Origin of the sequence: Haloactinopolyspora alba, from assembly GCF_003014555.1 — a bacterium.
GTDB classification, from domain to species: domain Bacteria; phylum Actinomycetota; class Actinomycetes; order Jiangellales; family Jiangellaceae; genus Haloactinopolyspora; species Haloactinopolyspora alba.
Map to the genome: position 1 here is coordinate 108,905 of NZ_PYGE01000007.1, position 12,724 is coordinate 121,628.

11 protein-coding genes are annotated in these 12,724 nt (G+C 70.9%); 9 read left to right on the forward strand and 2 right to left on the reverse strand.

Translation table 11 applies throughout. The annotated features are described in order from the left end of the window. The first annotated feature begins 172 nt into the window (after positions 1-172). The 4 genes from mihF to coaBC are packed head-to-tail and all read left to right on the forward strand — an operon-like array spanning position 173 to position 2,698. Positions 173-487 (forward strand): integration host factor, actinobacterial type, encoded by a 315-nt coding sequence (gene mihF / locus CLV30_RS11615; RefSeq protein ID WP_106537373.1) that lies wholly within the window; start codon positions 173-175, stop codon positions 485-487. Then, positions 484-1,110, forward strand: coding sequence for a guanylate kinase (gene gmk / locus CLV30_RS11620; RefSeq protein ID WP_106537374.1), 627 nt, complete (start codon positions 484-486; stop codon positions 1,108-1,110). Before mihF ends, gmk begins: the two co-directional genes overlap by 4 nt. Next, on the forward strand, positions 1,107-1,478 hold the full coding sequence (rpoZ, locus tag CLV30_RS27310; RefSeq protein WP_106537375.1) for a DNA-directed RNA polymerase subunit omega: 372 nt from the start codon (positions 1,107-1,109) through the stop codon (positions 1,476-1,478). The genes gmk and rpoZ overlap by 4 nt, the downstream gene beginning before the upstream one ends. Continuing rightward, complete coding sequence (gene coaBC, locus CLV30_RS11630; protein WP_106537376.1) at positions 1,475-2,698, forward strand: bifunctional phosphopantothenoylcysteine decarboxylase/phosphopantothenate--cysteine ligase CoaBC; 1,224 nt, start codon at positions 1,475-1,477, stop codon at positions 2,696-2,698. The genes rpoZ and coaBC overlap by 4 nt, the downstream gene beginning before the upstream one ends. Positions 2,699-2,746: 48 nt before the next feature. On the opposite strand, the gene CLV30_RS11635 is transcribed toward coaBC, so the two are convergent. Next, complete coding sequence (locus CLV30_RS11635; protein ID WP_106537377.1) at positions 2,747-3,649, reverse strand: TIGR03621 family F420-dependent LLM class oxidoreductase; 903 nt, start codon at positions 3,647-3,649, stop codon at positions 2,747-2,749. A gap of 186 nt (positions 3,650-3,835) precedes the next feature. Between CLV30_RS11635 and metK the strand changes: the two genes are divergently transcribed. Further along, positions 3,836-5,026, forward strand: coding sequence for a methionine adenosyltransferase (gene metK / locus CLV30_RS11640; protein ID WP_106537378.1), 1,191 nt, complete (start codon positions 3,836-3,838; stop codon positions 5,024-5,026). 266 nt (positions 5,027-5,292) lie between these two features. Further along, positions 5,293-7,272 carry a primosomal protein N' gene (locus tag CLV30_RS11645; protein ID WP_106537503.1) on the forward strand — a complete coding sequence of 660 codons (1,980 nt, stop codon included), beginning with the start codon at positions 5,293-5,295 and terminating at the stop codon, positions 7,270-7,272. Positions 7,273-7,411: 139 nt separating this feature from the next. Here the strand turns inward: CLV30_RS11645 and CLV30_RS11650 are convergent, their stop codons facing one another. Further along, positions 7,412-8,089, reverse strand: a complete 678-nt coding sequence (locus CLV30_RS11650; protein ID WP_106537379.1) for an energy-coupling factor ABC transporter ATP-binding protein — start codon at positions 8,087-8,089, stop codon at positions 7,412-7,414. Between the two features lie 159 nt (positions 8,090-8,248). On the opposite strand from CLV30_RS11650, the gene CLV30_RS11655 reads away from it, so the two are divergent. The 3 genes from CLV30_RS11655 to CLV30_RS11665 all read left to right on the forward strand — a co-directional run bounded on the left by CLV30_RS11655 (position 8,249) and on the right by CLV30_RS11665 (position 12,714). After that, on the forward strand, positions 8,249-9,847 hold the full coding sequence (locus CLV30_RS11655) for an ABC-F family ATP-binding cassette domain-containing protein (protein ID WP_106537380.1): 1,599 nt from the start codon (positions 8,249-8,251) through the stop codon (positions 9,845-9,847). A gap of 124 nt (positions 9,848-9,971) precedes the next feature. Beyond that, a complete protein-coding gene (locus tag CLV30_RS11660) occupies positions 9,972-10,193 on the forward strand; it encodes a helix-turn-helix domain-containing protein (protein WP_205740756.1) in 222 nt (73 codons plus the stop codon). A gap of 628 nt (positions 10,194-10,821) precedes the next feature. Then, positions 10,822-12,714: an ABC transporter ATP-binding protein gene (locus CLV30_RS11665; protein WP_240723287.1), complete on the forward strand. Its 1,893-nt coding sequence runs from the start codon at positions 10,822-10,824 to the stop codon at positions 12,712-12,714. The last annotated feature ends 10 nt before the right edge of the window (positions 12,715-12,724 follow it).

Genomic DNA, 12,724 nt, shown 5'->3' on the forward strand with positions numbered 1-12,724 from the left:
GACGACATGCGACACGACACGCGGGACTCCTTGCGCCGGGCGCCGTTCCGGACAGGTACCGTGGTTTGCGTTGCTGACCTGGCGGTTCAGTCGCTAGGTTCCTAGATGGTCCTCCGCGAACGCGGGAGGCCATGTCCGACATCCCTACAGACACAACAGAGGTGACCCGCTCGTGGCGCTCCCCAATTTGACTCCCGAACAGCGCGCGGCTGCGCTCGAGAAGGCCGCTGAGGCTCGCCGGGAGCGTGCGGAGGTCAAGAACCGCCTGAAGAACGCCGGCGCACGGCTCGGCGATGTGCTCAAAGAAGGCGAGACCAATGAGGTCATCGGCAAGATGAAGGTCTCTGCCCTGCTCGAGTCGATGCCCGGCGTCGGCAAGGTCCGGGCGAAGCAGATCATGGAAGAGATCGGCATCGCCGAGACACGCCGCGTGCGTGGTCTGGGGGCAAACCAGGCTGCCGCGCTGGTCGAGCGTTTCGGCGGTTGAGCCTGCACACGTCGAATCCGCGGTCGGCCCCCAGGGTCGTCGTCCTGTCGGGGCCGACCGCGGTCGGAAAGACGACCGTCGTCAAGAGGCTGCGCGCGGCGCACCCGGAGTTGTGGATCTCGGTGTCGACCACCACACGGCCCGCGCGGCCACGTGAGGTCGACGGGCAGCACTACCACTTCGTCGACGACGCCACGTTCGACCGCATGGTCGAGCAGGACGCGTTCCTCGAATGGGCGGTCGTACACCGCGAGGCTCGGTACGGCACCCCGCGAGCACCGGTCGAGGCCGCACTGGCCGAGGGCCGCTCGGTCCTGCTCGAGATCGACCTCCAGGGCGCCCGGCAGGTCCGCGAGACCGTCCCGGACGCGCTGTACGTCTTCCTGGCACCGCCGAGCTGGGAAGAGATGGTCCGGCGGCTGGTCGGGCGGGGCACCGAGTCCGAGGCGGAGCGGGAACGGCGGCTCGCGACCGCCCGCGAGGAACTCGCCGCCGAGTCCGAGTTCGACGTGACACTGGTGAATACCGAGGTCGAAGAGGTCTGCCGGAAGTTGGTAGACTTGATGAGTTCACCGCATCTCACTCATACGAGTGGCTCCCCATCAACCCGCCCGGAGGCATGAGCGTGTCCGGAACCCAAGGCGTTGCCGAGGGCATCACACACCCACCCATCGACGACCTGCTCGCGAAGACCGACTCGAAGTACAGCCTGGTCATCTACGCCGCCAAGCGTGCGCGACAGATCAACGCCTACTACTCGCAGCTCGGCGAGGGCCTGCTCGAGTACGTCGGCCCGCTGGTCGAGACGCACGTGCAGGAGAAGCCGCTTTCCATCGCCATGCGCGAGATCGAGGCCGGGCTGCTGACCGCCGAGCAGGTCGACCCGTCCGAGCTCACCCCGGCCGACGTGCGTCCCGGTACGCCGGCCACCTCGGTGGCCGTCGAGGCCATCGAAGACACGGACCTCGACGCCGACACCGAGCAGGAGTGAGCACACCGTCTGAGATCGTCCTCGGCGTCGGCGGCGGCATCGCCGCGTACAAGGTCGCCGAGGTCCTCAGGCGCCTCACCGAAGGGGGCCACGGCGTCACCGTCGTGCCCACCTCCGCGGCGCTGCGGTTCGTCGCAGCGCCGACGTGGGAGGCCCTGTCCGGGCGCCGTGTCTCCGCCGACGTCTTCGACGACGTGCACGACGTCCCGCACGTGCGTATCGGCCGCCAGGCCGACCTCGTGCTGGTGGCGCCGGCGACCGCGGACCTGCTGGCCCGCGCCGCCGCCGGCCGCGCGGACGACCTGTTGACATCCGCTCTGCTCACCGCACGTGGGCCGGTGGTGTTCGTGCCGGCCATGCACACCGAGATGTGGGAGCACCCCGCCACCGTCGCCAACGTCGAGACGCTGCGAGCGCGCGGCGCGGTCGTCGTCGAGCCGGCCGTGGGCCGGTTGACCGGCGTCGACTCCGGCAAGGGGCGGCTGCCCGAACCGGACGAGATCGCCGGGCTCGCCGAGGACGTGCTCACCCACGGCGGTGAGCCCGACCTGGCGGGACGGCACGTCGTCGTGTCCGCCGGCGGTACCCGTGAGCACCTCGACCCGGTCCGGTTCCTCGGCAACCGCTCGTCCGGGCGGCAGGGCTACGCCCTCGCCCGCGCGGCCGCCGCCCGCGGCGCACGGGTGACGCTGGTGGCCGCGAACGTGACACTGGACGATCCCGCCGGCGTGGACGTCGTCCGGGTGACCTCCGCGGCAGAGCTCGGTGAGGCCATGGTGGCGGCGGCTGGTGCGGCCGACGCCGTCGTGATGGCCGCCGCGGTCGCGGACTTCCGGCCCGCGGCGTACGCGGACCAGAAGATCAAGAAGAGCGCGGACGACGCCGAAGCACCGGTCGTGCGGCTCGAACGTACGGGTGACGTGCTCGCTCACCTGGCTGCGCACCGCCCGCACGGCGGGCAGGTCGTCGTCGGATTCGCCGCCGAGACCGGCGACGACAGCGGCGACGTGCTGGAGCACGGCCGGGCGAAACTGGCGGCCAAGGGCTGCGACCTGCTGGTGGTGAACGAGGTCGGTGCCGACCGCGGGTTCGAGTCCGCGCAGAACGAGGCTGTGATCCTGGCCACCGACGGCACCGCTGTCCCGGTGCCGCACGGGCCGAAGTCGGCTCTGGCGCATGTGGTGTGGGACCTGGTCGGCGCCCGGCTGCCGAGCCCGTAGTTCACAGCCGGCCGGAAGGCCACCCGCGCGTGGCGGCGGGTCGACCGGCTACGTCCCCGCCAGCATCTTGACGACCGGCGCCATCGCGCGCATCGACGGCTCCAGCACGGTGACGTAGGAGAAGCCGAAGCGTTCCCTTGCCGCGCGCACCTGACCGGCGATCTCCTCCACCGTCCCCACCAGCAACGTCGGAAGCTCCAGCAGTTGGTCGGTGTCCAGATAGTCGAGGCCGAAGTCGCGGCGCGCGGCGTCCATGACGGCCCGCCGGTCGTCGGTGACGATCACCTGCTGGACGAGGATGTTCGCCTCGACGTCCGCGGCGCGTGCTCCCGCGGCCGCCCGGAAGTGCGCCACGCGATCGTCCAGCGTCTCGGCGCTGACCAGACGTAACGTGCCCGACGGCGCGTCGTCGGCGAGCGTGGCCCCGGTGAAGGCCACGACGTCGGCGTGCTCGGCGGCGAGGCGGAGCATGCGGTCGCCGTGCCCGCCCAGCAGCAGTGGCGGGCGCGGATCCTGCGCGGGGCGCGGCTGGTGCTCCGGATCGCGCAGCCGGGTGTCGACGTCACGGACCGCGGCGGCCAGCCGGTCGACCCTCGCCCCCGGCGACTCCCACGGCAGCCCGGCCGTCTCGAACTCGTCGCGCACGTAACCCGTGCCGAGACCGAGCTCGAAGCGTCCTCCGCTGATCTGGTCGAGCGTGGCGACCTCGCGGGCGAGCAGCGCCGGGTTCCAGAACGCGGCGTTCAGCACGAACGTGCCCAGTCGTGCCCGCGTCGTGGCGCCGGCGGCAGCGGCCAGAGCCGGGAACGGCGCCGGCCCGCCGAGATGGTCGGGCACCAGGACGACGTCGTAGCCGAGCTGCTCCGCTTCGCGGCACGTGGCCGCCCATGCCTGGCCGGAGTGCACGGACCTGAGGTTGACACCGAACCGGAACGGCTTCTCGGGCAGCATGACGGCACCGTCTCCACTCCTGGGCTGACGACGGAAACGATCTCAACCTAACCGACGCCGGCGCTGGACCGGAATACTCGCGCCGTCCGATCTCGTGCGGGCCGGGCCATCGCCTACAGTGTCTGTTCAGTCCATATCTCAGTCTCGTCCAGTTCCGTCATCGAGTGCGGCGCAAGGGAGCTCACCGTGTCTCGTCGTCTGTTCACCTCGGAGTCCGTCACCGAGGGCCACCCCGACAAGATCTGCGACCAGATCAGCGACGCCGTGCTGGACGCGCTGCTCAAGGACGACCCGGCGAGTCGGGTGGCCGTCGAGACGTTGGTCACCACCGGGCAGGTGCACGTGGCCGGCGAGGTGACCACCGCGACCTACGCGGACATCCCCGAGATCGTGCGCGATGCGATCCTGGGCATCGGCTACGATTCGTCCACGAAGGGCTTCGACGGTCAGTCCTGCGGCGTGTCGGTGTCCATCGGCGCGCAGTCGCGCGACATCGCCCAGGGCGTCGAGACGGCCTACGAGCACCGCGTCGAGGGCGTCGAGGACCCGCTGGACCTGCAGGGGGCCGGCGATCAGGGGCTGATGTTCGGCTACGCCTGCGATGACACGCCCGAACTGATGCCGTTGCCGATCATCGTCGCGCATCGGCTGTCCGAGCGGCTGGCACAGGTGCGCAAGACCGGCACCGTCCCGTATCTGCGTCCCGACGGCAAGACCCAGGTGACCATCGAGTACGACGGCGATCAGCCGGTGCGGCTGGACACGGTCGTCGTCTCCACCCAGCACGCGGGCGACGTCGACCTCGACCAGCTGCTGACACCGGACGTGCGCGCGCACGTGGTCGAGCCGGTGCTGCAGAACTTCGAGCTCGATCACCACGACTACCGGCTGCTGGTCAACCCGACCGGGCGGTTCGAGATCGGCGGCCCGATGGGCGACGCCGGGCTGACCGGGCGCAAGATCATCATCGACACGTACGGCGGCATGGCCCGCCACGGCGGCGGCGCCTTCAGCGGCAAGGACCCGTCGAAGGTCGACCGGTCCGCGGCGTACGCGATGCGCTGGGTCGCGAAGAACGTCGTGGCCGCCGGCCTGGCGCGCCGCTGCGAGGTGCAGGTCGCCTACGTCATCGGCAAGGCCGAACCGGTCGGGCTGTTCCTCGAGTGCTTCGGAACCGAGCGGGTCCCGGTGCAGACCATCGAGCGGGCGGTGGACGCGGTGTTCGACCTGCGTCCCGCGGCGATCATCGCCGACCTCGACCTGCTGCGCCCGATCTACGCGCAGACCGCGGCGTACGGGCACTTCGGCCGCGAGCTGCCGGACTTCACGTGGGAACGCACGGACCGCATCGAGGCACTGCAGTCCGCCGCCGGCTGACGCGGTCTCGTCACCTGATCGTCGTTTGGTCACCTGATCTTCCCGGAAGTCGCGATCAGGTGACCCGGAAGCGGTCCGGCAGCGGTCAACTGGCACCTGATCATGTCCGCAATGTGGACTGCGAACGATCAGGTGCCAGAGCAGCGTTCAGGCGGCGAGATCTGTCACCTGATCCACAACGGCAAGGCCCGCCAGGCGGACGGGCAGTCGCAGCCGTGCGGTAGAAACGCCCTGTGAGCGGAGCGGAGCCCGAACAGCCGGCACTGATGGCGGCGCCCGGACGCCGGCGTACCCGTTCCCGCACCCCTGAACCACTGGCCGACGAGCTGCCGGTCGCACGGGTGCTGGTGGACGTCCCGCTGCCGCACCTGGACCGGCCGTTCGACTACGTCGTGCCGAGTTCGATGGCCGACGACGCCGTGCCCGGCGCCCGCGTGGCCGTACGGTTCGCCGGCGCCGACCACAACGGATTCGTGCTGGAACGCGTCGCGGAAAGCGAGCACGAGGGAAGCCTCGCCCGACTGCGCCGGGTCGTGTCGAGCGAGCCGGTTCTGACCCCGGAGGTGGCCCGGCTGGCACGGACGGTCGCCGACCGCTACGCGGGGACCGTGGCCGACGTCCTGCGCCTCGCGGTGCCGCCACGGCACGCCACCACCGAGCGTCGCCCGTCGCCCGCCCGCCCCGCCCCGCCCGAAGCGCCGCAGGCGGGCGGATGGAGCGGTCATGCCGGCGGGCAGGCGATGCTGGACGCGCTCGCCGCCGGGAAGGCGCCCCGGGCCGTCTGGAACCCGCCGCCGGGCGGCGACTGGCCGGATCTGACCGCGCGTGCCGTGGCGGCCACGCTCGCGGGCGGCCGCGGCGCGCTGGTCGTCGTTCCGGACGGACGTGACGCGGCGCGCGTGTCCGCTGCGCTGACCGCGCTGATCGGCGATGGCCACCACGTCGTGCTCGAGGCTGACGCCGGCCCGGCGAAGCGCTACCGCCGGTGGCTGGCGGCACTGCGAGGGTCGGCCGGCGCGGTCGTGGGGACGCGGTCGGCGGCGTTCGCGCCGGTGCGCGACCTCGGCCTGGTGTGCGTGTGGGACGACGGCGACGACCTGCACGCCGAGCCACGCGCGCCGTACCCGCACACCCGTGAGGTGCTGTTGCTGCGCGCCCACGACACCGGCGCCGCGGCACTGGTCGGCGGGTTCGCTCGCACGGCCGAGGCCGAGCTGCTGCTCACCACCGGTTGGGCACGCCCGCTCACTGCCGACCGCGCCGGCGTCCGCCGGTCGTCGCCGGTCGTGCGTACGGTGGGCGACGACTACGAACAGGCCCGCGACGAGGCCGCGCGCAGCGCCCGGCTGCCGTCCATGGCATGGCGCACCGTGCGCGACGGGCTGGCCAACGGCCCGGTGCTGGTCCAGGTGCCGCGGTCGGGATATCTGCCCGGCGTGGCCTGCGGCCGGTGCCGGGCGGCGGCGCGGTGCACCGCCTGCGCCGGTCCGCTGCGGCTCGGCCGCGCCGACGAGCCACCTCGTTGCGGGTGGTGCGCCACCGCGTACCCGTCGTGGCGCTGCCCGGAGTGCGGGCACACGACGCTGCGCGCCACGTCGGTGGGCGTCGGGCGCACGGCCGAGGAGCTGGGCCGCGTGTTCACCGGCACGCCGGTCGTGGTGTCGCGGGGTGACGGTGTGCGTGACGAGGTCGCGGCCGAGCCGGCGCTGGTGGTGGCGACACCTGGGGCGGAACCGCTCGCCGAGGGTGGTTACGCCGCGGCATTGCTTCTGGACGGGACGTCGATGCTGACCCGCCCGAGCCTGCGGGCGGCCGAGGAGGCGCTGCGGCGCTGGATGGGGGCGGTGGTGCTGGTGCGACCGGGACCGGACGGCGGCAACGTCGTCGTCGTGACCGATCCGTCGGCGCCGGCGGTCCAGGCGCTGGTGCGGTGGGACCCGGCCGGCTTCGCGGGGCGCGAGCTGGCCGAGCGGGCGGAGTTGCACCTGCCGCCGGCCGCGCGGGTGGCCGAGCTCACCGGAGCGGACGCGGACGTCACGGACCTGCTGGACCAGGTCGAGGTGCCCGAGGCCGCCGAGACGCTGGGGCCGGCGCCGACCGACGACGGCGTGCGCGTCGTCATCCGGGTGCCGCGCGGCTCGGGGACGGCGTTGGCGGCGGCACTGCGCGCGGCGGCCGGGGTGCGTTCGGCACGGCGGTCCGGCGGTCCGGTGCGGGTCCGGATCGACCCCGTCGACCTCGGCTGACGGCGTCGCGGCTGCCGCGCGCAGTGCCGGGGGCGTGCCGGGGCGCGGCGGGGCGCGGGGCGTGAGCCGTCACCAGGATCGTGCAGGCATCACCAGGCCTGCAGGGGTGGTGACGCATGGAATTCCATGGTGAACGTGATCATTCCACCAGGGAGCGGTAGTGGGCGACGGCGTCGGGCGGGGGACCGTCGTGGGCGATGCGTCCCTGGTCGAACACCAGCACCCGGTCCATGCGCTGGACTGCCTCGAGGTCGTGTGTGACGAGGATCACCCGCTGCGAGATGCGGGACAGCAGGTCGAGGACCCGGCGCGTGTTGCGCAGGTCCAGCAGGGTGGTGGGCTCGTCGCACACCAGGACCTTCGGCTCGGTGACCAGCACCGAACACAGCGCCAGCAGCTGCTTCTGGCCCCCGGACAGCAGATGCGCCGGGTGGTCGCGGTGCGAGGACAGGCCGAAGTCGGACAGCGCTTCGTCCACGACTTGCCGCGTGTCCGGCTTGCTCAGCCGCTGCGGGCGTAACCCGAACGCGACGTCCTCGGCCACGGTGGGCATGACGATCTGCGCATCCGGGTCGGTGAAGACGAATCCGACCCGTCGGCGGACTTCCGCGCCGTCGGAACGCGTGTCGAGCCCGTCGACCCGGACCGAGCCGTGCTGTGGCACGACGAGGCCGTTGAGCAGGCGTGCGAACGTCGACTTGCCGGAGCCGTTGGCGCCGATGACGCCGACGCGGTGTTCGGTGAGGGTGACGTCGACGTCGCGCAGGACCGTCCGGGACTCGAAGCTGTGCCGGACACCGCACACCTCGATCGTCATGCGCCCGAGCCTACGGTGACCGCGGCGTCGGCCGGTATCCGGCTTGACGGCGCCACGTAGACTGGGCACATGAACTCCGTGGCCGATTAAACACGCGCGTCGTGTCCGAAGCAGTACGACCGCACACCTTCAGACGACGCCACGGAGAATCCTCACCACATGATCACCGCAACTCAGGTCGAGCTGCGCGCGGGCGCGCGCATCCTGCTCGACGACGCGAGCTTTCGCATCAACCCCGGCGACAAGGTCGGGCTCGTCGGGCGCAACGGCGCCGGCAAGACGACGCTGACCCGCGTGCTGTCCGGCGAGGCGCAACCGGCCGACGGCAGCGTGTCGCGCACCGGCGACGTCGGCTACCTGCCCCAGGACCCGCGTACCGACGACCCCGAGGTCATCGCGCGTGACCGGATCCTGTCCGCGCGCGGGCTGGACCAGGTGGTGGCCGGGCTGCGCCGCGCCGAGAAGCAGATGGCCTCCAGCGACGCGGACGAGCACGAGAAGGGCATGCGCCGCTACGAGAAGCTCGAGGCGCAGTTCCTCGCGCTCGGCGGCTACGCGGTCGAGAGCGAGGCCGCGACCATCGGCGCCAGCCTGGGCCTCGACGACCGGGTGCTCGGCCAGCCGCTGCGCACGCTCTCGGGTGGCCAGCGCCGCCGCGTCGAGCTGGCGCGCATCCTGTTCTCCGACGCCGAGACTCTGCTGCTGGACGAGCCGACCAACCACCTGGACGCCGACTCGGTGCTGTGGCTGCGCGACTTCCTGCGCTCCTACCGGGGCGGCCTGGTCGTCATCAGCCACGATGTGGCGCTGCTCGACCACACCGTCAACCGGATCTTCCACCTGGACGCGAACCGGACCGCGCTCGACGTCTACAACGTCGGCTGGCAGGCCTACCTCGAGCAGCGCGAGACCGACGAGCGTCGGCGTCACCGCGAGCGCGCCAACGCCGAGAAGAAGGCCACGGCGCTCAAGGCGCAGGCCGACAAGATGCGCTACAAGGCCACCAAGGCCACGGCCGCACAGAACATGATCAAGCGCGCCGACCGGCTGCTGTCCGGGCTCGAGGAGCAGCGGCGCTCGGACAAGGTCGCCAAGTTGCGCTTCCCGGACCCGGCGCCGTGCGGCAAGACGCCGCTCACCGCTACCGGGCTGTCCAAGTCCTACGGCTCGCTCGAGGTATTCACCGACGTCGACCTCGCGATCGACCGGGGGAGCCGGGTCGTCGTGCTGGGCCTCAACGGCGCGGGAAAGACGACCCTGCTGCGGTTGCTGGCCGGCGTCGAGACGGCCGACACGGGCGTTGTGGAGCCCGGACACGGCCTTCGCCTGGGTTACTACGCCCAGGAGCACGAAACGCTCGACACGGCGCGCACAGTCTTCGAGAACATGCGCTCCGCGGCGCCGGACCTGCCGGCGCTGGAGGCGCGGCGCGTGCTCGGCTCGTTCCTGTTCTCCGGCGACGACGTCGACAAGCCGGCCTCGGTGTTGTCCGGTGGTGAGAAGACTCGCCTCGCGCTGGCGTCCCTGGTGGTCTCCAGCGCCAACGTCCTGCTGCTGGACGAGCCGACGAACAACCTCGACCCGGCCTCGCGCGAGGAGGTCCTGGGGGCGCTGCGGTCGTTCTCGGGCGCGATCGTGCTGGTCACACATGACGAAGGCGCCGTAGAGGCGCTCGGTCCCGAGCGCGTCGTCCTGTTGCCGGACGGGGCCGAGGATCTGTGGAACCCTGACTATGCCGAGCTCGTCTCACTGGCATAGAGGAGTCCGCCCGATCTGCTTTTTTGGGCGCCATCCGGACGTGATCTTGTCTTCGAGTGGCGAAAAACGGTAATGGGGCGGATCATTGTCCTCTGTCATGCAGGACAACGAAACGGGAGGACGCGTGGCCGAGAAGTTGGCAAAGGGCGCGCGGATCAGCGGGGGGCAGCGTGACAAGCTCGCCTCTGACCTGAAGAAGAAGTACGAAAGCGGTCGGAGTATCCGCGAGCTCGCGACCGAGACCGGGCGCTCGTATGGGTTCGTGCACCGGGTTCTATCGGAATCCGGGGCCAATCTCCGTGGCCGAGGAGGAGCCACACGAGGCAAGGCGAAGAAGAAGTCCTGACTCCAGCCCCCGCTGGTCGAGATGCCGGAGGAAGGGTGGCCTCCAGTACTCTCGCCTCGCTCCACCAACGCGAACCACACCTGTGTGCGTGGCCCCGGACGCGCACCACCGACCGGCACGGCCGGTGCGGTGGGTGCTCGCCGTCAACGGCGGGCTAGTCGTTGTCGGAGGGAGAATCGGGTACCGTCCCGATCCTCCGGGGCCGTCATTCTTCGCATGAAGTTGATCATCGACCAACGTAGTGCCCCGGCATTTCCGGCAAATCGCCGGTGTTGTCGGCGCTGTGGTGGCAGATCTCCGTTCATGTATTGCCGAGTTCCCGTGTGTCTTCACAACGGACACGGCGGGCAGCGTCTGTGGCGTTCGCGGCCGTAACGGCGTGAACGCCACAGCGCCGCTGCTCCGAGCCGGGAAATGATCAACGCTCACGCCGGCTATTCGCCGGGCTCACCCGGCTATTCGTCGGTGTGTGACCGGCGGTTCCGGGCACGTGCGGTCCGCACGCGGGCCGTCGTGGGCCGTGAGCGAACATGATCATGGAATTCCCCATTGCGGGAAGAAAGCTGCGCCCGCGCGTGTTGTCGGCCCTCGAAGTCGCCGGAGACGAGGAGGTCGACCACCGGTGTCGATGGGGCCGATGGGCGGTGCGTGGGTGGCGTCACGGTCGTTCCAGCGCGACCGTGACGTGACCGATCAACGGCTGTCGCGCGGCACGACCAAGCGCGTGATCAGCTACGCGCGGCCGTACCGATGGCAGCTGGCGATCTTCCTCGCGACCACCGTGCTGTCGGCCGCATCCGCGGCGGCGGTGCCGCTGCTGCTCAAGGTCGTCATCGACGACGGCGTGACCCAGGGCGCGCGCGGCGTCGTCGTGTGGGGAGCCTCCGCGGTGGCCGCCCTCGCAGTGCTGGACGCCGGCCTGGGGCTGATCAGCCGGTGGATGTCGGCACGGGTCGGCGAGGGGCTCATCTACGACCTGCGCCGGCAGGTGTTCGACCACGTCCAGCGGCAGCCGATCGCGTTCTTCACCCGCACCCAGACCGGATCACTGGTGTCCCGGCTGAATAGCGACGTGGTGGGCGCTCAGCAAGCATTCACCGGCACGCTGTCGCAGGTCGTCAGCAACGCCGTCACACTCGTTCTCGCGCTCGGCGCGATGATCGTGCTGTCGTGGCAGATCACCCTCGTGGTGCTGGTGCTGGTTCCGCTGTTCCTGCTGCCCGCGCGCATCATCGGCCGCAAGCTGGCCGACATCACGCGCCAGTCGATGCAGCTCAACGCGGAGATGAGCCAGACGATGACCGAGCGTTTCAACGTCTCGGGGGCGCTGCTGGTGAAGATCTTCGGCCGGTACCGCACCGAGAACGAGGAGTTCTCCGAATCCGCGCGCCGGGTGCGCGACATCGGCGTGGTCCAGGCGTTGTACGCGCGGTACTTCTTCCTGGGCCTGACCTTCCTGGCGTCGCTGGCCACCGCCGTGGTGTACGGCGTCGGCGGCTGGATGGCCGTCGACGGCACGCTGCAGGTCGGCACGCTGGTCGCGCTGGCCGCTCTGCTCACGCGGCTGTACGGGCCGCTGACGGCGCTGTCCAACGTCCAGGTCGATGTCATGACGGCGCTGGTCAGCTTCGAGCGGGTGTTCGAGGTCCTGGACCTGAAGCCGATGGTGCGCGACGAGCCCGGGGCGAGGCCGATGCCGCGGACGTCCGAGCAGCTGTCCGTCGAGTTCGACGACGTCGAGTTCAGCTATCCCACCAACGACGACGTGTCGCTGGCGTCGCTGGAGTCGATCGCGCGTCCCGCGGCCACCGAGCCCGAGCGGGTGCTGCGCGGGGTCTCGTTCCGCGTCGACCCGGGCCGGATGGTGGCGCTGGTCGGTGCCTCGGGCGCCGGCAAGTCGACCATCACGCACCTGGTGTCGCGGCTGTACGACCCGACGTCGGGCACCGTCCGCATCGGCGAGACGGACCTGCGGCAGGTGACACTGGAGTCGTTGCACGACGCGGTCGGCGTCGTGACCCAGGACGCACACATGTTCCACGACACCATCCGGACCAATCTGCGCTACGCCAGCCCCGAGGCCACCGACGAACAGCTGCGCTCGGCACTGGAGTCGGCACAGATCGGGCGGCTGGTCGAGTCGCTGCCGGACGGGCTCGACACGATCGTGGGCGACCGCGGCTACCGGCTGTCCGGTGGCGAGAAACAGCGACTGGCCATCGCCAGGCTGCTGCTCAAGGCACCCCAGGTGGTGGTGCTCGACGAGGCGACCGCGCACCTGGACTCCGAGTCCGAGGTCGCGGTCCAGAAGGCGCTGCGCACAGCGCTGCGCGGACGGACGTCTCTGGTCATCGCGCACCGGTTGTCGACGATCCGCGACGCCGACACCATCCTCGTCGTCGACCACGGCCGGATCGTCGAACGGGGTACCCACGACGAACTGCTCGCCGCGGGGGGCCACTACGCTGAGCTGTACACCACCCAGTTCGCCGGTCAGCACGACCGGGTCGTGGTGGACTGAGAGCGGGCGG